We start from the raw sequence: 19,586 nt of genomic DNA, 5'->3' as shown, positions 1-19,586 counted from the left end.
ACGGTCACGGCAGAGGGGCCAGTAGTTCGGCGGCGGGAGGCGGTGTTCGGCCTTGCGCTCGTAGCGGCTCTTCGTAGATGCGCCTGGGTGAGCCGCTTGTCAGGCCGCCGAACCGTCGCAGATGGGTCACCTTTACCGGACACTTCAGCGGGCGGGTCCATGGAGACACCACGCCTCCAGCGCGTATGTCGTCGCCGCTGGGCTTCCCCGCCGGCAACGCGTCGAGCAGAAGGTCTCGACCCGCCTACTCACTGTGAGGCGACCACTCTGGCCACGGGGCCGCGCCAAGTGCCGGGGGAAAATCCGAACGCGACCGGTCAGCGACTCCGACGGGCGTTGAGCCGGGCGGCCTGGCGCGTCAGGTGGTCGCGCTCGGCGAGGTTGGGTGCCTTTTGGGCCGCCTCGACGTACAGCCGTGCCGCCGTCGCCAGGTCGCCGTCGCGCTCGTGGAGGTACGCCGCCACCGCGGCGTGGCGGGGCAGTGAGTCGTCCAGCGCCACGAGCGCCGCCAGGCCGGCGCGCGGTCCGTCGGCCTCGCCGACGGCCACCGCGCGGTTGAGCCGGACGACCGGGCTGTCGGTCAGGCGCGCGAGCTCGTCGTACCACTCGACGATCTGCACCCAGTCGGTCTCCTCGGCGGTGGGCGCGTCGGCGTGGAGGGCGGCGATGGCGGCCTGGGCCTGGAACTCGCCCAGCCGGTCGCGGGCGAGGGCCGCCTGCAGGATCTCGACGCCCTCGGCGATCGAGGGGGTGTCCCACTGGCCGCGGTCCTGTTCGGCGAGCGGTACCAGACTGCCGTCGGGCGCGGTCCGGGCGGCCCGCCGGGCGTGGTGGAGCAGCATGAGGGCGAGCAGCCCCGCCACCTCGGGGTGGTCGATCGCGGCCGCGAGCTGCCGGGTGAGCCGGATGGCCTCGGCGGCGAGGTCGACGTCGCCGGAGTAGCCCTCGTTGAAGACCAAGTAGAGGACACGCAGCACGGTGGCGACGTCGCCGGGCTGGTCGAACCGCACGCCGGAGACGGTGCGCTTGGCGCGGCTGATGCGCTGCGCCATGGTCGCCTCGGGCACCAGGTAGGCCTGGGCGATCTGGCGCGTGGTCAGCCCGCCGACGGCGCGCAGCGTGAGCGCGACCGCGGACGACGGCGTCAGCGACGGGTGAGCGCACAGGAAGTAGAGCTGGAGCGTGTCGTCCACCGCGGGCGCGATCCCGGGCGCCGGCTCCTCGTCGACGAGGTCCTCACGCCGACGGCGGGCGGCATCCGCCCGGGTCGCGTCGAGGAACTTGCGCCAGGCCACGGTAACCAGCCAGCCCTTCGCATCCCGCGGCGGGTCGGCCGGCCAGACGCGCACCGCTTCGATGAGCGCGTCCTGAACGGCGTCCTCGGCCGCCGCGAAGTCGGCTCCGCGGCGGACGAGGATGGCGAGCACGCTCGGCGAAAGGCTCCTCAGCAGGGCCTCGTTCATCAATGAGGGCACTCCGTGATGGTGGGCGTCGCGGTCAGGAACGGGCGCAGCTCCAGCCACTCGTGGATCGGCTTGCCGCCCGCCCCGGGGGCGGCCGACAGCTCCCCGGCCAGCTCGACGGCGCGCTCGTAGCTGTCGACGTCGATCACCATCCAGCCGGCGATGAGGTCCTTGGTCTCGGCGAACGGGCCGTCGGTGACGGGCGGGCGACCCTCGCCGTCGTACCGGACGAACGTCCCCTCGGGGGCGAGCGCCTGACCGTCGACGAACTCGCCGGTCCCCTCGAGCCGGTCCGCGAAGTCGCGCATGTACTGCACGTGGGCCGAGATCTCCTCCGGCGTCCACTGGTCCATGGGCACGTCGTTGACCGAGGCCGGGGCGCCGCGGTAGTGCTTGAGCAGCAAGTACTTGGCCATCGTGTTTCTCCTCGGTGCTGGTGCGACCCATTGTGGTCGCGTTCACTGCAGGGACGGAGCCAGTCACGGGTTCTCGACATCGCCGTCCGAATTTTTTGGCTCTCGTAGAGGAGCCTGGGTGAGCCGTCTCGCGATGTCGGCGTCCCGCGGAAGAGGCTGTAGGGGGCCACGAGTCTGCTGCCGGCCACCCTGCACTCGATGTTGGCGAAGCAGTCGGCCACGAGCGGTGCCTGGACCTCCTCACCGGCTACGGCGGTCAGGTCGAACTCCTCGAACTTGTCCACATCTGCGCCCGGGCAGTTGCCGATGTCGACCACGGTGGCTGCCATGTCCCCCGTCGGGATCGAGATGACGCACTCGCCGGTTTCGACCAGGGCCTGGTAGCTGTAGTCCCAGGGCCGATGGTGCACGCAATCAGAGGCGGGTCATGACGCACCATCATGTTGAACCCGTTGGTCATCACGTTCGGGATTCCGCGGTGTCGGGTGGTGACCAGGATGACGGGGCCAGGTTCGATCAGACGGTGAACCTGGTCCAGGGGGTGGGGCTGAAGGCCCTTCACGGTGATCATGTCTGCTCCTGGCGCCGTGCGATCCGCGCGTCGGCGTCCGAGCCGGCGCGCTGCCTGTCGACTCGAGTGTCGGCAGACGGACACACCGCTATGAAGGCCGCATCGTTCCCGGGTGGGGCAGGACCAGCCTCCACCCGGTCTCACATGCTCGCCGCTCCTACTCCTTGACGGCGAGGTCGGCCACGGGCACAGCTGCCTGGGCCTGCTTCGGTTCGGCGGCCATCGCCCTCAGCGTCTCGAAGGCGGCCGCCGTCGGACTGGCCGGTTCGGCCTGATAAACCACCAGTTGCTGATGCGGAGCCCCATTGACCGTGAAAGCCGCGAACTTGATGTGCAAGTCTCCGACTTGAGGGTGCTTGAGATGCTTCCCTTCCTGGGATTTGCTCTTGACCTCGTGCATCTGCCACATCCCGGCGAACTCCTCGCTCCGGGCGGACAGTTCCGCCACAACGTCGGCGATGCGAGCCGATTCGGGATCGCGGCCGTAGGCGGCCCTGATTTCGGCAACACAGGAGTGCGCGGCTCGCTCCCATTCCTGGTAGAACTCGCGCCCTGCCGGGTCGACAAACACCATACGGGCGAGATTGTCGAACTGGTCGAACCCACTGTGGAGGGCCCTGGCAAGGGAGTTGGCCGCCAAGATGTCGAGGGCCGGGCCGACCACGAAGGCCGGAGTGTGCTCCCATCCGTCCATCAGCTGCAACAACTGCTGGCTGACGTCCGCCGCGCCCCAGTCGCGCGGGCGCTGCGAGGCGGTGAGGCAGAGGCGGTTGAGATGGTCAGCAGCCTCCGCATCCAGTTTCAGCGCCTGCGCCACAGCCTCGAGTACCTGCGGGGACGGGCTGTTTTCGCGCCCCTGTTCCAGCCTGATGTAGTAGTCGGAACTGACTCCGGCGAGCAGCGCGACTTCCTCTCTGCGCAGTCCCGGCACCCGACGTCGCCCGTATTCGGGCAGACCGACATCCTGGGGCTTGAGGGCCTCGCGGCGGGCTCTGAGGAAATCACCCAAAGGTGTCCCATTGCTCATGCGGCAAGACTAGATGGTTTCCAGCCGGCGAGAAGTGTCGGTCGCGCAATATGACATCAGGTCGCATGACCTATACACAAAGTAGTTCACTGTCTCAATTAGTGGGATTTCCCCGGCCTGCGTGGCTCGCTGCGGTGGCTGAGCTGTTGCCAGGAGAGCGGTTGGGAGCGTGGGCGACCCGCACGTCGCGACCACGAGGCACACCCGGGAGACTTCTCCCCGTCCGTCAAGTCCTTGCGCCACCCGTGGACCCGCAATCCTGGGTGTAATGCACCCACCGTCGGCAGACCATTTCCGGGCGTTTTCCGCCTAGCCTCGGCCGCATGTACAACGACGCGGGCCCTGAATCGGTTGAAGGGCTGGGTCAGTTCCTCCGCTCCCACAGGGAACGCATCAGCCCCGGGGATGCAGGACTGCCCAGCGCTGGACGCCGAAGGGTGCCCGGCTTGCGGCGCGACGAGGTCGCGGCGCTCGCAGGTGTCAGCCCGAGCTACTACAGCCGACTCGAGCAGGGCCGTGAACTCAGCCCCTCACTCCGGGTGCTGGAGGCCATGGCCCGCGTGCTGCAACTTGAGGAAGAGGACAAGCGGGAACTCTTCCGGCTGGCCCAGCCGGCAACCCGCCGCATGAAGTCCCCCTTCCGGGTCGAGCGTGTCCGCCCGCACCTGCGGCAACTGATCGAAAGCTGGACCAGGACGCCGGCCTTCATCATCGGGCACGCCCAGGACCTGCTGGCCACCAACACATTGGCCGACGCCCTCTACCGTGACTTCGCACAGCACGACAACGTGCTGCGCATGCTCTTCCTGGACCCCGCGGCGAAGACCTTCTACAGGAACGCGGAGCGGGCCAAGCATCGCGCGGTCGCCGACCTTCAGCAGACGGCCGCGAACGCCCCCGAGGATCCCCGCATCCTGGAACTCGTCGGCGAACTGTCGGTGCGCAGCGGCGAGTTCCGCTCCCTGTGGGCACGCGAGTACACCCGGGTCCCGCCCTACGACGTCAAGCAGATGTACCACTCCGGCGTAGGAGACCTGGAGTTGCGGCATGAGGCCCTCAACATCCGCAGCACTCCGGGACAGCAGCTGGTCATCCTGCAGGCCGAACCGGGCTCCCCCTCCGCGGACGGTCTGGCCCTGCTGGGCACCATCAGCGCACCTGAAGTACCTCACCAGCAGAATCCTGCACACGACGCCTGAGCCAGACGGCCACCGGAAAACCGCCTCCGTCCGGACACATCTGCGCCCCGGTAGGACTCACGGGCGGAAAACCCGAGCCGTTATCGCGTATTCCCCTCGCCGGCACCCAGAATTCTACCCAAAAACTCACCGAAAAGATGCGCCTCGTCGGGTGTCAGCGGATGGAAAACGAGCTGCCGCATGTCTGGGTGCGGCAGCATCGATCGCTATCCGGCTCCCCCGAACGGCCCGAATCCTGCTGCAACTGCTGGTCCTGGGCCCACCGGAGCTCGCTGCGCAACCTTCGGTACTTCGCCCAGACATACGCCTCGTCTTCCTAGGTGTGAGACTCCCGGGAAAAGCACAGCCTTCATAGCGCCGTAGCCGACGGGCACACTCAAATACGTCAACAGGAAATCCCCGAAAAGGGGAAGCGACGAAAGAGGTTTTTCTCATGGCTACGTGGTTTGTCACCGGCGCCTCCCGCGGAATCGGTGCTGAAATCGCCCGCGCCGCCCTGGCAGGCGGTAACAATGTCGTGGTCGCCGTACGAAATCCGGAGCGTGTGCCGGCCGATCTGAAGAACTCCGACCAGGTCTTCGCGGTCGCCCTGGACGTCACGGACAACGGCAGCATCCCGCAGGCGGTCGAGGGCGCCGTGGAGCGGTTCGGCGGCATCGACGTCCTGGTCAACAACGCCGGCCGCGGCTTGCTCGGCGCGTTGGAGGAGATCACCGACGCGGAGGCCCGGTCGCTGTTCGACCTCAACGTACCCCCGCCCACGTGACGCTGGACTGGATCGACGGGGCGAACCACGCCCAGCTCGGCGGTGAGGAAGGAACCGATGTGCACGAGCTTGCCCGAGCCCACGTTTGGACCGTTGCCTTCGGCCAGGAACAGCGCCCGGCTGTCCCTCCCCCGCCATGTCGCGTCGGCGGAGACGTGCGACTGGAGGCGGCTGCCGGAGCTTCTCCGAGGCCCACACCAGTCCGGCATGGCTGTTGTCCCGGCTGCCTGCCAGGCCCTCGCGTGATGGTCCGGCAACGGCCGGCAAGGGTGTTGTCGGGGCGTGGCGGTCAGGGACCGGGGCTGTCGCGCCCCTTCGCGTCGGCCGGCCCGATGCGTGACCGGCCGACCTTGAGGAGTCCGTACCCCGGTTCAGTGATCCGGCCCTTGCCGGCGGTTCAGGTGGGGAATCCGGCGGTGGACTTCGCCGTCCCGGTCCTGTCCTGACGCTCCTCAGGGAGTGAGGTAGCAGCCCTTCCGTACGCCTGGCAGCGGATCAGTGCCGAATGCTGCTGTCGTGCAGCCGGTGCCGCCGGTGAACGACTTGTACACGAAGCTGCCCCGTGCGCCGTAGGCGACGGTCCGCTGTCCGCTGAAGGTGCACGTCCCGGCTTCGTCCGAGCAGGCCGCGGTGTAGCCGACCGGGCCGCCGGTGGCGGTGTAGCAGGTCTTCGACTCGCCGGGGATCGGGTCGCCGAACGTTGCGTCGGTGCACGGAGTGTCGCCGGCGGCCGAGATCGAAGTGAACGCGCCGAAGGCGCCGTACGTCACCGGCTGCCCCGCGACGGCCGGGCAGGTGCCGTTCTGGTCCGCACACTTGGTCCAGCCACCGGGCGGCCCTCCGTCTGGCGCCAGGTAGCAGGATTTGGCGACTCCGTCGATGGGATCGCCGAAGTGAGCGTTGGTGCAGGCGACGGAGCCGTTGGTGACCTGGTGCGAGAAATCGCCGTTGGCGCCGTAGACGACGTCACGGTTGTAGCCGGGCACGGCGCAGTTACCACCCTCGGCCGCGCAGGCGGTGTATCCGGGCGGGCCGCCCGCGTCGGCGACGTAGCACGACTTGAGGAGATTTGGCGCGGGGTCGCCTCCGAACGCGGTGCTGGCGCAGGCCGTGCTGCCGGTCACTGTTTTGTACGTGTAGGTCCCTGCCCCGTAGGCCACCGCGCGGGTGCCGCTGAAGGAGCAGGTGCCGCCCTCTCCCGCGCACCGGGCGAAGCCCGCCCGCAGCGTGCCGGTAGCGGGATCGGCGGGTGCCGGCGGATTGCCCAGTCCGGTGGCGGTCACGGTGTAGCTGCCCGGAGCGACGCCGGTGAGGTGGACGTAGGTGTCGTCCTGGCTCGCGCCGGTGATTCCTGGGGTGGGTGTGAAGGTTCCGTTGCTCCAGACGACGTTGCCGTTCACGGAAACCGAGATGTTGCCGCCGCCGAACTTCGGGACGCCGATGCGGCCGGTGGTGCCGGCCGGGCTGGTGAGGTGCGCCGCGTACGTGCCGGCGGCGGGGACGCGGGACCAAGAGGCGTTGACGGCGCCTTGAGGCATGGTGATGCGGCCCTCGGCGCTGGTCAGGTCGCCGGGGTGCGGGACGAAGCGGTACGCGCCGGTCGCCGACTCGGGTGCGGTACCGAGCACGTCGAAGGTGAGCGTGGAGGTGGGCGCGGTGGACCAGCCATGGGCCAGGCTCATGAACGAACCGCCGTAGGCAAGGCCGCCGTCGGCCTTGATGCCCTCCCAGAAAGTGCTCCTGGTGCCGATGTCGCTGCTGAGCATGTGGCCCCAGGTTCGGCGGATCTGCGCCAGCGCGGTGTAGTCGTCGTTGGCGGTGAAGTGGGCGTTCAGCTCCATTCCGCCGGCGAAAGGCGAGACGTTGCCGCCCCATTCGGGCGTGGTGGGGCCGTAGGCGCCCCATCGGGTCGCGAGTTGGCTGACGATGCTCCGCGACTTCGCGGCGGAGTCGGTGAGCCCGTACCAGACCGCGAGCGAGTTGCCGTCCTGCGGGTACAGGCCGCTGGTCGGGTTGTCCTTGTACATGCCCTTCGACGCGTCCCACAGCCGGGAGTTGGCCGCGGTCTTGACGGCGGCCGCCCTGCCGGCCCAGCTCGCGGCGAGCGCGCTGTCGCCCTCGACCGAGGCCAGGGTGGCGCCGCTCTTGAGCGCGGCGTACAGCAGCGCGTTGGCGGAGATGTTCTCGCCGCCCTGGCCGACTCGGGCCCAGTCCTGAGTGCGGGTCACATTGAGGAGGTCGTTTCCGTCGATCTTGCCGGTGATGAAGGCCATCCCCCGCTTGTAGTCCGCCCATTCGGAGTCCAGCCACGCCCGGTCGGCCGAGTACGTGTAGTACGTCGCTGTGCCCAGAAGTGTCCAGATGTGGTACGTGTCCGAGCCGGTGAGGTTGAACGGCGGTCCCGACCAGGGGATTTCGCCCTCGTCGGACTGGGCGTCGTACATCGTGGTGAGCGCGTTGCGCGTCGAGGTGAGGTCGCTCGAGTAGGCGTACTGCGTGGGTACGGCGATGCCCAGGTCACCGGGCCACACCGTACGGTCGCGCTTGGCCCCGTCGACCAGGACCGAGTCGCCCACACCGACGGTGGCGCCGTTGTCCCACTCCGTGGCCGGTGGGGGCCAGGCGCGGCCCTGGTCGGAGGCGATCGTGTTGAGCTGCACGGTGTACGCCCCGGCGTACCAGATGCGGTTGAGCAGGTCGTCGCTGGAGTGGAAGTAGTTGGCGTAGTCGGCCGGGTTGGTCTTCCCCGGAGCCGCGGTGAAGTCGAGGCGGACGCCCTTGAGGTCCACCCAGCCGGAGGTGTCGAGGAAGACGGTGAGGTAGCGGAAGCCGCCGCGCAGTCGCGCGGTGGGCATCGTGTAGGTGCCGTTGGCGGAGGCCGTGGCGTACAGCGCTCCGTCCTCGCCGTCGCGACCGCTGCTCCGGTCGCTGTTGGTGCCCGCGTACCGGGACGACTCGCTGAAAGCCAGGCCGACCCTTTGGCCGCTGCTGCTGGCGGCACCGAAGGACAACGTTGTCAGGCCGCCGATCTCCTTGCCGAAGTCGAGGGTGATGGCCGACTGCGAGCCGGAGATCCGCGTCGGCTGTCCGCTGAGGACGTTCTGCGGGTTCGCGACGCTGCCGGACGTGGAGTACACGCCGGTCGGCTTGAGGGTGCGGGAGGTCGGCGAGTAGTTCAGGTCGTCAAGAGCCGCCTTGCTGACACCCGTTGGGGTCGTCGAGGCCGCTGCGGATGGGGAAGGAGCGGCATCAGCGGACGGCGCGGGGGCTGCGGCCAGCACGGCGACGACGACCATGGCGAGGGCGAGGGCGAGCAAGTGGTGCCGGCCTGGCGATCTGCTGAGCGGGGGACGACGACGCATGGAAACCTCCGGTGTCGCGTTCGGGAACACGGAAACGAATGCAACCGTCTGAAACGATTCAAAACTGCGGCCCGCGAGGCCCGGTGACTGATCGGGCAGTTGGATGAACGAGAAGCCTCATCGAAGTTCCACCGATGATGTGCGCCCGAAAACAGCGTGTCAACCCGTCGCGGCCAGCACCAACTGCCTTCGAACGGAACCCTGTTGGGGGCATTGACAGGGCCGCGCCAAGCCGGTTCACTGCCTCCGAAACAGGTATGGACCAGTGCTTGATTCCCGCACGGCCCGGTGAGAGCCATAGGCCCTGGCCACGCACGCCAACCGGCATCCCCCATCGTGAAATCGAGGCGAGTTCCGGTGTCCTTGCACGGTGCCGACATCGTTGTCAGATCGCGGCTCCTCAGCTTCCTGCTGACGGCTGTTCTCGCGTGTGTGGCACTGGTCCCCGCCGCGACGCCCGCGGCCGCCGCCACCCCTGTGTGCGTACTGGCCTGTGACACGCTGGACCCCTCGCTGGCCCGGCAGGAGAGCTTTCCGGTACCGGCCAAGAACCTCAACGGTCGTCGCCTCGAACTGCACGTTTCCGACGCGGACGACATGGCGTGGGCCAGCATCGACGACGGCGTGACCGGCGACTCGGTGTGGCTGGACCGCTCCTGGGACGGCGGCGCCACCTGGGAAGGACTGCTCGGCAAGGCCGCCGTCCCAGGAACCTGGACCGGCACCAGGACGCTGATGTACAACATCACCGATCCCCGCAACCACCGACGCGGACTGGTCCGGGCCTGCGGCGACGCCGCCGCCGTCGGCTGTACGAACTGGGCCTACCCCACCGTCTGCGACACGCTCTGCGACCGCACCGACGCCGGCCAGGCGGCCGGCGACGACCAGCCGGTGCCGTCCACCACCCTCTACGGCCGCACGATCCGATTGCACGTCGACCAGAAGAACTCCATGGCCTGGGCGAGCATCGACACCGGCGGTGGCGGCGACGAAATCTGGCTCGACCGCTCCTGGGACGGCGGCTCGACCTGGCCGGACGGCTCCTCCCTCGGCCGCACCAGCATCCCGTCCGGAGCCACCGGCACCCGTACCGCCATGTACGCCACCCGCGATCCGCGCGGCCTCCTCTACGGCGGCGCGGTCCGCGCCTGCGGCCGGGAGGCCGACCACCAAGAGGGCAGCTGCACCGCGTGGGTCAGGCCCGCGCCGACCAGGGCGCGCGCCGCGGCAGACGCGCTCATGTCCTCGTACGACCCGTACAACGGCTGGTGGCCCAGCAGTTGGTGGAACTCCGCCGCCACCCTCACCTCCCTCGTCGACTTCGCCAGGACCACCGGCACGCACGACTACGACTGGGTCGTCGCGCGCACCTTCGAGCAGAACAAGGGCGCCTTCGCCGCCGGTGTGCGCAGCTCGGACGCGATTGAGGGCGACTTCATCAGCCGTTCCATCGACGACTCGGGCTGGTGGGCCATCGCCTGGATCGACGCGTACGACTACACCGGCGACTCCCGCTACCTCGACGAGGCCGTCACCATCGCCAACTACGTCCAGCAGTACTGGGACAGCGGCACCTGCGGGGGTGGCGTGTGGTGGGACCGGGAACGCACCTACAAGAACGCCGTGACGAACGGACAGTACCTCTGGCTGACCACCGCGCTGCACCAGCGCATCCCGGGCGACACGGTATGGCTCCAGCGGGCCGAGGCGTCCGCCGCCTGGTACAGGTCCAGCGGAATGATCAACTCCTCGGGGCTGGTGAACGACGGGCTGACCTCGGCCTGCGCCAACAACGCCAGCACCGTGTGGAGTTACAACCAAGGACTCGCCATCGGTGGCTTCACCGAACTGTGGAAGACGACCGGGGACAGTTCGCTGCTGGCCACCGCGCGGACCCTGGCCGACGCCGCCATCAGCAGCCCGGCACTGACCCGGGACGGAGTGCTCACCGAGTCCTGCGACATCGGCTCGGCGTCCTGCGACGACAACCAGAAGCAGTTCAAGGGCATCTTCATGCGGAACTTCGCCGACCTCGCGAAGGCCACCGGCTCCAGCATCTATCAGAGTTACGTCCAGAAACAGGCGGACACGCTGTGGGCGCAGGACCGCAGCTCCCTCAACGCCCTCGGTGAACGCTGGGCCGGCACCAGCCCCAACCAGACCGACTGGCGTACCCAGGCCAGTGCCCTCGGAGCGCTCACCGGCGCCGCGGGCTGACGACCGCACTGACCGAGACACGGCAAGGTGGGTGCCGAACTCCTGGGCATACGGCGGCCTGGTTCCGTTCCCCGTGCGCGACCAGGCTGGCGTTGGAGCAGCCGCAAAGAGCTGCCGACCCCGCCTCGGCCGGCGCGAATGCGCTCGACGCATTCCACAGGCCGGTGGACCCACTCAGCTGAGGAGCAGGCGATGAGCGTCACCCACACGGACACCGTGAGCTGGAACAGCAAGGCCTTCGACGAGATCGTCTCGAACGACGCGGGACGTCCCGTCCTGTTCACCAACGCCCGGGTCCTGACGATGGACCCGCTGATCGGGACCATGCCCGGCGCCGATGTCCTGCTCGTGGGCGCCCTGATCGTGGGCGTCGGCCCCGGTATCGTCACCGCGGCACAGGACGACAACGCCATCGTCGTCGACTGCACGGGCATGACCGTCGTGCCGGCCGTCGTGGACACGGTCGCCCTGGTCGGCGGACGTGGCCACCGCTCGGAGTACGTCGCGACGCTGACGCCGGGGAATTCCGGCGACCTGCTCGTCGTGCCCGACGAACTCGCCGCCGACGTGGCGAGCGCACAGGCCACACTCCTGTCCCGCCCGGAGCAGGTCCGCGCCCTGGTCGCGGCAGGCAGACCCGTACTCTGGGCCGGCACCGACGCCCCCGGCCGCCCCACCGCGCCGCAGGCGGGAATCCCGTCCGCTCAGGACATGACCGGCAGCCCGCGGGTCGGCGTCTGGATCGACAAGAACGACTTCCTGAACCAGGAGCTCACCGCCGACGGCCGCTACGACGAAACCCGGGGCGGCCGCCCGCACGCCTACCAGGGCCGCTACTGGATCGACGGCAACCGGATCGACTACCTGGACGACCTCGGATTCTGGGCCTTCGGGGAGTTCCAGAGCGAGGAACTGCACCACGCGGGTTACGCCATGCGGCTTGGCTGACCCCGCGGCCGTACCGGCCTTGATGGACGCAATGAGCTCCAGCCCCTCACCCGCAATCAGGTGGAGGGCTGGAGCCTTCGCCTGTCCGCTTCCCCCCGACTCCGGTCAGCCGGCCGGTGTGTTGAGCACGTACGTGCGCGAGCCGTTGACCTCGCTGCGCAGTGCGGGCAGGTTCACGTCGAGGACCTGGCCGTTCCACTTGCGGGGTCGGCCGTTGACGAGGACGGCGGTGATGTTCCGGGCGTCGGAGCCCAGCACGAGGGTGCCGATGGGGTCGTTGAGGGGCATGTTGTTGAGGTCCTCGGCCTGGACGACCAGCAGGTCGGCCTTCTTGCCGGGGGTGAGGGAGCCGGTGACGTCGCCCAGGCCGTTGGTCCGCGCGCCCTGGAGGGTGGCGAAGTCCAGGACGTCGTGCGTGGTGATGCGGGAGAGATCGCCGTCCGTTCCGTAGGCGGCGTTGACCGCACGCATCCGCTGGATCACGAGCAGGGCCCGCATCTGCGTGAACATGTCGCTGGCGAGGGCGACTTCGACGTCGATGCTCAGGCCGGGGCGGATGCCGACGGCGAGCGCCTCGTCCACTGCGGGGATCGCCGTCTCCAGGCCGATCTGTGCGTCGGACGTGGGCGCCAGGGCGACCGTCGTACCGAACTCCCCCATGGCCTTCCAGGCTTCGGAGGTCAGGCCGGTGGCGTGGATCAGGGTGACATCGGGGCCGAGGATGCCGTGCTTGGCCCAGGACAGCACGGCCTCCGACGAGGAGGCGCCGAAGACCGCGTCGACGCTGACGCCGATGCCCAAGTCGGCTGCGGTGCGGGCGAGTTCGGGGCCATAGGCGAGGGCGGGGCCGGCGATCTCGTCGGTGGCCAGCGTCGCCATGCGGAGCGTGATCAGCTGGTCGTCACTGCTGAAGTACTCGCCCTTGAGGCGGGTCAGGTCGGCCGGCCACTGGCGGTCCCACTCTCCGAAGTGCGGCCCCATGGAGGCGTGGACGCCTCGGATGCCGGTGTCCCGCAGGGCTTCGATCGCCGCGTCGGAGTGCTCGCGGGTACGGGAGTTGTGGGAGAAGTCGAGCATGGTGGTGATGCCGCTGTCGATCGCGGTCAGCGCCGCCAGTTTGGTGCCGATGTACATGTCCTCCGGCCGGTAGACGGTGGCGTAGCCGGCGAGCGTGGACATCACGTAGGCGCCGAGGTCGTCGACGTCGGGCATGATCCGGCGCAGCTGGGCTTCCCAGGCGTGCCGGTGGGTATCGACGAGGCCGGGGGCCAGGATCGTGCCGGAGGCGTCGACGACCACCGCACCGTCCGCGGTCAGGTTCGGCCCGATCGCGGCGATGGCGTCGCCCTCGACGAGCAGGTCGCTGTTGTGCAGGATGCCCAGTTCCGGGTCCATCGTGACGATGGTGGCACCGGTGAACAGAACGCGCCGACGCGGATCGGTGGACTGGCGTCGCAGCTGGTCGAGAAGGCCGGCGCTGGTGGTGTCGTTGTTGTTCATGGTGGGCCCCTTTCGGGAGGAGGTGGGTCTGGGCCGAGTGGCTTCTGGTCCAAGACTCGATCCGTGCCCGCGCGGGAACCAGGCCGCCGTTTCCCTAGGTGCGGCGCACCCAGGACAGCTCGCGGTGGCAGGGGCTGTCCCCGGCCGGAGGCCGAGAGGGTCCCGGCCTCAGCTCGGCCACGGTCGGCTCGATCGGGCCGTCCGCCTGCCACTGCGCGGTGGCCACGACGACCCGATCGCTCCACCCGTCGCCGTTGAAGTCGGCCACTGCCGCCGGCGCGCAGGCCTTCGGCGCGCAGCACGGTCAGAATGCGGCGGGGTATGGCCTTGGCGACGGCCTCCGCACCGGCGGGGGCGCGCCCGGGCCTGACGGGCCCCGGCGCTCACTTCTGCGAGGTGTTCGGCCGGCCGGCGTCCTCCCGATACAGGACAAGGTGCTCGTGGAAGAGCACGCCGTCCCGGACGTCACCGGTGGCGGTGAAGCCGGTGTCGTCGACGTAGTCGATGTGGTTGCCGGTGACGGTGTAGCTGCCGGTGTAGGCGCTCTGCCGGTTCCCCCGGGCTTCGTCGTAACGGCCGTTCGGGAGAAGTTCCTGGCGGATGTGGCCATCTGCCGTCACCCACATGCCGACGAAGGGATGAGGCGTTGCGTTCGCGTTCATGGCTCTACGGTCACGCCCCGACGCACGGCCAACCAGGCCACGACTTTCTCAGGAGCGGCGTTCCTGGGAGTCCGGCACCCACCTTCTGGGGTTCGCGCCCCCGTGAGCAGGGGTGTCAGCGGGCGGCTGAAGGGGATCGGCGGGGGCGTCGACGTCAGACCGCAAGGGGGCGAAGGCCCACATAGACATAGCGGCACGCGGCCGATCCCTCAAGACGACCGAGCCCTTGCAGGGGATCAGCGTCAGGGGAGGCCAACGCCGGCGCCGACGCCGCGTACGGGCCGTGAACACCCCGCCGGCCGGGACGAGGTGCCGTCCCGGCGGCCCTGACCGGACATCGCGTCTACGCGAAAGGACTGCGCGCCGGGGCGAAAGACGGCATCGCCATGGCCTTGGGAGAGTCGTCTCCACGTCGGACTCCGGACCGCCTGCCGAGCGAATGTGTGACGGCAGTCGTCCCGGCGTCGACGGCTGCCGACGCGGCACTGCGAGCCGGGAACCGTGTCCTCATCGCACCCGCCTACTTCGACCGGCCCGGAGACGGCTGGCGCGGTGATCTCAAGGCCATAGGCAAGTGGATCGACGCGGACGGTCTGCGCTTCGGGCCGGGTGAGCGCATCGAACTCTGCTACGGGCCGCACTCCGCCTACACCTTGCCTCCCGAAGCCCTGCACGCGACGGCGGAGGAGTCCGCCCGACGAGGGGCCCTGGTGCACATCCATGTCGCGGAGACTCTCGCCGAGGACGTCGCACAGCGGGAGCGGCACGGATCGGTTCCCCAACTGCTGCGGAAGAGCGGGCTCCTGAACGGGCGGCTGCTCGTGGCCCATGCCGTGCACCTCTCCGACGGCGACATCCGGCTGCTCGCGGAGTCGGGAGCCGGTGTCGCGCACTGCCCGGGCTCGAACGCCAAACTCGCCTCGGGAACGGCTTCCCTCCACGCACTCCGCTCCGCGACCCTCAAGGTCGGTCTCGGTACCGAAGGGCCCGCGAGCAACGACGATCTCGACCTGTGGGAGGAGGCGCGTCTCGCGATGACGTTCTGCCGTCTTTCCACCGCCGACCCCTTGGCCCTCACCGCCGCGGATGCCTTTCTGATGGCGACCTCGGCCGGAGCCGCGGCATTGGGCAGGACGGATATCGGAGCCCTTCGCCCGGGAAACTGGGCGGACATGGTTCATATCTCCGTGGACGGGCCGCATTTCGCCGAGGGTCTGGACGTCGAGGACGCTCGCCTGCTCGCCAATCTCGTGTGGGCGGCCGGCTCTCGCGGGGTCAGAGACGTCTGGGTCGCGGGTGAGCCCGTGGTCGTGAACGGTGAGACGGTCCGTGTCGACGGCATCGCTGCCCAGCGTGCTGCGACTGACGCGGCGGAACCTCGTATGAACAGGCGGACCGTCCCGTGGGGAGTCGAAGCGCTGAACGGCACCGTCCGGGTCGGGTTCTGCACGACGCCGACCTTGTGGCCCGCGTTCACGAGAGCGTCCGCTCTTTGCAGGAAATGTGATGCAGGTCACTCTTTCGGCGTCGAACTTTCCGTGGCTCTTCCCGTCATGTCGCTGATCCCGCCCCACTACTACGGAGGGCTTCATGGCATCTTTTGCATCGTCGGCCCCGGCAGGCGACCAGAACCGCGCCGGCCTCATCGGACGGTCGGCGGAGCTGGCGATCATCGACGCCCTCTTCGGCTCAGCCGTCACGCGGGGTACCGCGCTGATGCTGACCGGAGAGGCCGGGGTGGGCAAAAGCGCGCTGCTGGACGCTGCGGCCCTGCGCGCGTCCGAGACCGGCTTCCAGGTTCTGCGTGTCGTCGGCTCGCAGTTCGAGGAAAGTGTCAGTTTCTCGGCGCTGAACCAGATATTGCACCCGCTGGCCGGAGAGATTCCCGCTTTGCCCGCACGACAGGCGGAAACGCTCCAGGCGGTCCGAGGGCTGTCCGAAGGGGAGCCGACCGAGCTGCTCGTCATCGCGAACGCTGTGCACATCCTGCTCACCCGGGCCGCCACCGAGAGCAGTCCTCTCGCTCTGATCATCGATGACGTGGCGTGGCTGGACCGGCCAAGCGCCGCGGTTCTGGGAACCGTCGTCCGCTACATACGCGCCGGTTCCATCGCCCTGCTGGCCGCGTCCCGGACCGGTGACGAGTCCTTCCTGAGCAGCACCGGGATACCGACGCACGAGGTTCAGCCTCTGGATGACGAATCGGCGAACGAGCTGGTGACCGAGCGATTCCCCGCCATGGCCGCCAGGGTCCGCCGGCGTCTTGTCGCAGAAGCCCGGGGAAACCCCCTCGCGCTGCTGGAGCTGCCCGTCACGCTCAATAACGCACAGCGGACAGAGCGAGGAACGCTGCCGACCGTGCTGCCGTTGACCGAGCGTCTCAAAAGGATCTTCTCCGCTCGGATCGGCGCGCTCCCGGACGCGACACGGAAACTGCTCCTGCTCGCCGTCCTGGACGGCTCGGGCGATCTGCACATCCTTCAGCAGGCCATGGGCGGCCCTGACGGCCTGACCGGGCTGTCTCCTGCCGAGAGGGTCGGACTCGTACAAGTCGACACCCTCACAGGCCGTCTGGTCTTCCGGCACCCTCTCACCCGTTCCGCGGTCATGGAACTGTCGACCAGTGCCGAGTGCCGGTGGGGTCATCTGGCACTCGCCGGGGAACTGCCGGAAGGCTCCGAACACCGGGCCCGGCACCTCGCCGACGCCGCCGTGGGCCCCGACGACCAAGTGGCCGCCCTCCTGCGCGAGGTGGCCTACAGCACCCTGCGCCGCGGTGACGCCGTAGGCGCCATCACCACCCTGCTGCGCGCCTCGGAGCTGAGCAGCACGGGGACGGCCAAGGGACGAAGGCTGGCCGAGGCGGCCTGTCTGGGCGCCACCATCACCGGTGATCTCCGCAACGTGCGCGCTCTGCTGGACCATGCCGGCCACGCCGATCCGGTCGGCACCGATTCCCTGGCTGCCGCCGCCGCGGCGGCCAGCCATCTCCTCAACGGCGAAGGCGACGTGGACACCGCTCACCGGCTTCTCGTCGGTGCCATCGACAACCACGACCTGCCCGACGGCGCGGACGACCACATCCTCCGCGAAGCACTGCACACCCTGGCCCTGGTGTGTTTCTTCGGCGGAAGGCCGGACCTGTGGCACTCCTTCGACAGTGCCATGACGCGACGCCTGCGCTCCTCGGAGCCCCTGCTGCCGGTGATCCGGGGCGCCTTCGGCGATCCGGCCCACGCGGCACTGTCCGTGCTGGTGGGTCTTGACGAGCTCATCTCCGGTCTCCACCAGGAGGCAGACCCCACACGCATCATGCGGACCGCCCTCTCCGCCGCCTATGTCGACCGCCTGCCGGGCTGCCGCAGCGCGTTGTTGCGCGTCATCGACGACGGCCGAAACGGCGGCGCCATCACCTCGGCGATCGAGGCGCTCTTCCTCCTGGGGAACGACGCCTACACGAGTGGACAGTGGGACGACCTCCGGGAGACCACGGACGAGGGTCTCGGGTGGTGCGCGACATACAACTACCGCCTGCTGGCATGCTCAGGCCAGTTCCTTCAGGGGCTGCTGGCCGCCGCACAGGGAGACAACACCACCGCGCGGAGAGTCGCGGACCGCCTCATCTCCTGGGGGAACCCCCGAGGGCTGGGTGCGCTCCGCGTCTACGCCTCCCACATCCGGGCCCTGTCGGCGCTCGGCAGCGCGGACTTCGACGCCGCCTACCGCCTTCTCGAAGGACTGGGCACGCCCGGCCAACTGCCCTCACACATGCCGCACGCTCTGTGGCTCTTTCTGGATTTCACCGAAGCCGCCGTTCGCTCCGGCCGCCACTCCGAAGCAGCCGCGCACGTCGCGGCGGTCAGAAAGACCGACATCCCGTCGATCTCGCCGCGGCTGGCCATGCTGACCGATGCCGCCGGGGCCATGGCCATCCAGGACTTCATCGACCATGAACTGTTCGAAGCGGCCATCGCCACGCCCGACGCCGAGCGATGGCCGTTCGACTGGGCCCGGATCTGCCTGGCCTATGGCGAAAGACTGCGCAGAGCCAAAGCAGGCGTGGAGGCCCGCGTACACCTGGACGCCGCGCTCAGCACATTCGACCGCCTGGGAGCCGCGCCGTGGAGTGCGCGAGCGGCGAACGAGCTGCGGGCCAGCGGGATCCCCCTCAAGACGGTCGTACGTGGCGAAGGCCTCCCCTCACCGCTGACTCCGCAGGAACGGCAGGTGGCGCAGCTCGCCGCCACGGGGCTGACCAACAAGCAGATAGCCGCGCAGCTCTTCCTGTCTCCCCGAACCGTGGCCGCCCACCTGCGGGGGGTGTTCCGGAAGTTGAACGTCACCTCGCGTGCCGGGTTGCGCGACGCGCTGACCGGCACGACGGCGTGATTCCGTCGAGGCGGCCGTTCGGCTCACCCGTCTCGATCCTCTACGGCCGCCTTGCCGCGCGCGTTGTGTGCGGCGGCTCGGCGGGCCTGGCGGAGCAGCGCCTCCTCGGCGCGTGAGGTGTGCACGAACCGGCCGCCGGCACAGAAATCGAAGCGGACAGCCCGCCTGGGAACAGGCGGGCTGTCGCGGAGGAGTGACTGCGATCAGCGCGTGCCGCGGTCGGCTCTCTTGATGAGGTTGGTGACCGCGTCGGGGTGGCTGATCATGACGGAGTGGGAGGCACCCGAGACCTCGACCGTGCCACGAGCGTGAGCACGCTGGTACTCGAAGCGCTCCAGGGCCGGCGGAATGGCCTTGTCCTCCGTCGCGACCAGGCCCCAGGAGGGAATGGTGTGCCAGGCGGCGGCCTGAGTGACGTCCGTGAAGGAAGATGCGCTGAAGGGCCTCTGAGCCGCCTGCATGACGTTGGTGACCGACACCGGGAGGTCCGCGGCGAAGGCGCTGCGGAACTTGTCGGCCTTGAGGTAGAGGTCCGAACCGGTGCTGCCGTCCGGATTCGGGTACGGCACGGCGTTGACCGCGTCGGGGATCTCGGTGCCCGGGTACTTGTTGATGAGCTCGCCGAGCTGCTCGCCCTTGTCGGGCACGAACGCGGCAATGTAGACGAGGGCCTTGACGTTGGGGTTGTCGGCCGCGGCGTTGGTGATCACCGCACCGCCGTAGGAGTGCCCGGCCAGGATGATCGGACCCTTGATGGACTTGAGGACGCTCGCCAGGTAGGGCGCGTCGGTCGGCAGTCCACGCAGCGGGTTGGCGGGCGCGACGACCGGATAGCCGTCCCTCTGGAGCTGCTTGATCACGCCGTTCCAGCTCGCGGACGCATCGGCGAAGCCACCGTGCACGAGCACCACCGTCGGCTTGGCAGCGTCCGTTTGGGTGGACGTCGGCGTCGCTGACGCCGTCGACGCCAGAAGGGCAGCCGCTGCGGCGCCCGCGGCGGCTGCGGCGACTATTCCGTGACGTACGACCTTTTTGCGCATGGTCTCCGCTTTCTTCTTTTCCT

At 69.0% G+C, this 19,586-nt stretch carries 13 protein-coding genes and 2 pseudogenes; 6 read left to right on the top strand and 9 right to left on the bottom strand.

Annotated features, from left to right (window positions below; all coding sequences use genetic code 11):
- Positions 1-317: 317 nt before the first annotated feature.
- The 4 genes and pseudogenes from ACZ4RZ_RS16355 to ACZ4RZ_RS16340 form a co-directional block, all read right to left on the bottom strand.
- Entirely contained in the window at positions 318-1,463 is a 1,146-nt protein-coding gene (locus ACZ4RZ_RS16355; protein WP_467745139.1) for an RNA polymerase sigma factor, read from the bottom strand.
- Positions 1,463-1,879, bottom strand: coding sequence for a YciI family protein (locus tag ACZ4RZ_RS16350; RefSeq protein WP_467745137.1), 417 nt, complete (start codon positions 1,877-1,879; stop codon positions 1,463-1,465). Before ACZ4RZ_RS16350 ends, ACZ4RZ_RS16355 begins: the two co-directional genes overlap by 1 nt.
- A 197-nt stretch (positions 1,880-2,076) precedes the next feature.
- Positions 2,077-2,289, bottom strand: a pseudogene (locus ACZ4RZ_RS16345) (flavin reductase family protein); the annotation flags it as partial.
- 318 nt (positions 2,290-2,607) lie between these two features.
- Complete coding sequence (locus ACZ4RZ_RS16340) at positions 2,608-3,477, bottom strand: helix-turn-helix transcriptional regulator (RefSeq protein ID WP_467745135.1); 870 nt, start codon at positions 3,475-3,477, stop codon at positions 2,608-2,610.
- Positions 3,478-3,800: 323 nt separating this feature from the next.
- On the opposite strand from ACZ4RZ_RS16340, the gene ACZ4RZ_RS16335 reads away from it, so the two are divergent.
- Together ACZ4RZ_RS16335 and ACZ4RZ_RS16330 are read left to right on the top strand one after the other, a co-directional pair.
- Positions 3,801-4,676 carry a helix-turn-helix transcriptional regulator gene (locus tag ACZ4RZ_RS16335; RefSeq protein WP_467745134.1) on the top strand — a complete coding sequence of 292 codons (876 nt, stop codon included), beginning with the start codon at positions 3,801-3,803 and terminating at the stop codon, positions 4,674-4,676.
- A gap of 433 nt (positions 4,677-5,109) precedes the next feature.
- The gene (locus ACZ4RZ_RS16330; RefSeq protein ID WP_467745132.1) at positions 5,110-5,442 is read left to right on the top strand and encodes an SDR family NAD(P)-dependent oxidoreductase; all 333 of its coding nucleotides are present in this window, start codon (positions 5,110-5,112) and stop codon (positions 5,440-5,442) included.
- Between the two features lie 452 nt (positions 5,443-5,894).
- On the opposite strand, the gene ACZ4RZ_RS16325 is transcribed toward ACZ4RZ_RS16330, so the two are convergent.
- Entirely contained in the window at positions 5,895-8,804 is a 2,910-nt protein-coding gene (locus tag ACZ4RZ_RS16325) for an alpha-L-rhamnosidase-related protein (RefSeq protein WP_467745130.1), read from the bottom strand.
- A gap of 357 nt (positions 8,805-9,161) precedes the next feature.
- Between ACZ4RZ_RS16325 and ACZ4RZ_RS16320 the strand changes: the two genes are divergently transcribed.
- Together ACZ4RZ_RS16320 and ACZ4RZ_RS16315 are read left to right on the top strand one after the other, a co-directional pair.
- The gene (locus ACZ4RZ_RS16320; RefSeq protein ID WP_467745129.1) at positions 9,162-11,024 is read left to right on the top strand and encodes a glycoside hydrolase family 76 protein; all 1,863 of its coding nucleotides are present in this window, start codon (positions 9,162-9,164) and stop codon (positions 11,022-11,024) included.
- A gap of 192 nt (positions 11,025-11,216) precedes the next feature.
- The gene (locus ACZ4RZ_RS16315; protein WP_467745128.1) at positions 11,217-11,972 is read left to right on the top strand and encodes an Atu4866 domain-containing protein; all 756 of its coding nucleotides are present in this window, start codon (positions 11,217-11,219) and stop codon (positions 11,970-11,972) included.
- Positions 11,973-12,077: 105 nt separating this feature from the next.
- Here ACZ4RZ_RS16315 and ACZ4RZ_RS16310 read toward each other — a convergent pair whose 3' ends face one another.
- From ACZ4RZ_RS16310 to ACZ4RZ_RS16300, 3 genes are all read right to left on the bottom strand, one after another.
- Complete coding sequence (locus tag ACZ4RZ_RS16310; protein WP_467745127.1) at positions 12,078-13,472, bottom strand: amidohydrolase family protein; 1,395 nt, start codon at positions 13,470-13,472, stop codon at positions 12,078-12,080.
- 94 nt (positions 13,473-13,566) lie between these two features.
- Positions 13,567-13,740: a hypothetical protein gene (locus tag ACZ4RZ_RS16305; protein ID WP_467745125.1), complete on the bottom strand. Its 174-nt coding sequence runs from the start codon at positions 13,738-13,740 to the stop codon at positions 13,567-13,569.
- A gap of 115 nt (positions 13,741-13,855) precedes the next feature.
- On the bottom strand, positions 13,856-14,134 hold the full coding sequence (locus ACZ4RZ_RS16300; RefSeq protein WP_467745124.1) for an Atu4866 domain-containing protein: 279 nt from the start codon (positions 14,132-14,134) through the stop codon (positions 13,856-13,858).
- Positions 14,135-14,520: 386 nt separating this feature from the next.
- Between ACZ4RZ_RS16300 and ACZ4RZ_RS16295 the strand changes: the two are divergent.
- A pseudogene (locus tag ACZ4RZ_RS16295) lies at positions 14,521-15,429 on the top strand (amidohydrolase family protein); the annotation flags it as partial.
- 295 nt (positions 15,430-15,724) lie between these two features.
- Positions 15,725-18,523 carry an ATP-binding protein gene (locus ACZ4RZ_RS16290; RefSeq protein WP_467745122.1) on the top strand — a complete coding sequence of 933 codons (2,799 nt, stop codon included), beginning with the start codon at positions 15,725-15,727 and terminating at the stop codon, positions 18,521-18,523.
- 203 nt (positions 18,524-18,726) lie between these two features.
- Here ACZ4RZ_RS16290 and ACZ4RZ_RS16285 read toward each other — a convergent pair whose 3' ends face one another.
- Positions 18,727-19,563, bottom strand: a complete 837-nt coding sequence (locus ACZ4RZ_RS16285; RefSeq protein WP_467745121.1) for an alpha/beta fold hydrolase — start codon at positions 19,561-19,563, stop codon at positions 18,727-18,729.
- Between the last annotated feature and the right edge of the window lie 23 nt (positions 19,564-19,586).

This window comes from Streptomyces sp. NPDC027189, assembly GCF_055566975.1.
The sequence above is the reverse complement of the archived record's forward strand: the minus strand, read 5'-3'. Positions and strand labels throughout refer to the sequence as shown.

Coding starts and splice junctions, on each gene's coding strand:
- ACZ4RZ_RS16300 (WP_467745124.1), bottom strand. CDS start 14,134: ATGAACGCGAACGCAACGCCTCATCCCTTCGTCGGCATGTGGGTGACG.
- ACZ4RZ_RS16350 (WP_467745137.1), bottom strand. CDS start 1,879: ATGGCCAAGTACTTGCTGCTCAAGCACTACCGCGGCGCCCCGGCCTCG.
- ACZ4RZ_RS16335 (WP_467745134.1), top strand. CDS start 3,801: ATGTACAACGACGCGGGCCCTGAATCGGTTGAAGGGCTGGGTCAGTTC.
- ACZ4RZ_RS16285 (WP_467745121.1), bottom strand. CDS start 19,563: ATGCGCAAAAAGGTCGTACGTCACGGAATAGTCGCCGCAGCCGCCGCG.
- ACZ4RZ_RS16340 (WP_467745135.1), bottom strand. CDS start 3,477: ATGAGCAATGGGACACCTTTGGGTGATTTCCTCAGAGCCCGCCGCGAG.
- ACZ4RZ_RS16325 (WP_467745130.1), bottom strand. CDS start 8,804: ATGCGTCGTCGTCCCCCGCTCAGCAGATCGCCAGGCCGGCACCACTTG.
- ACZ4RZ_RS16310 (WP_467745127.1), bottom strand. CDS start 13,472: ATGAACAACAACGACACCACCAGCGCCGGCCTTCTCGACCAGCTGCGA.
- ACZ4RZ_RS16355 (WP_467745139.1), bottom strand. CDS start 1,463: ATGAACGAGGCCCTGCTGAGGAGCCTTTCGCCGAGCGTGCTCGCCATC.
- ACZ4RZ_RS16290 (WP_467745122.1), top strand. CDS start 15,725: ATGGCATCTTTTGCATCGTCGGCCCCGGCAGGCGACCAGAACCGCGCC.
- ACZ4RZ_RS16330 (WP_467745132.1), top strand. CDS start 5,110: ATGGCTACGTGGTTTGTCACCGGCGCCTCCCGCGGAATCGGTGCTGAA.
- ACZ4RZ_RS16315 (WP_467745128.1), top strand. CDS start 11,217: ATGAGCGTCACCCACACGGACACCGTGAGCTGGAACAGCAAGGCCTTC.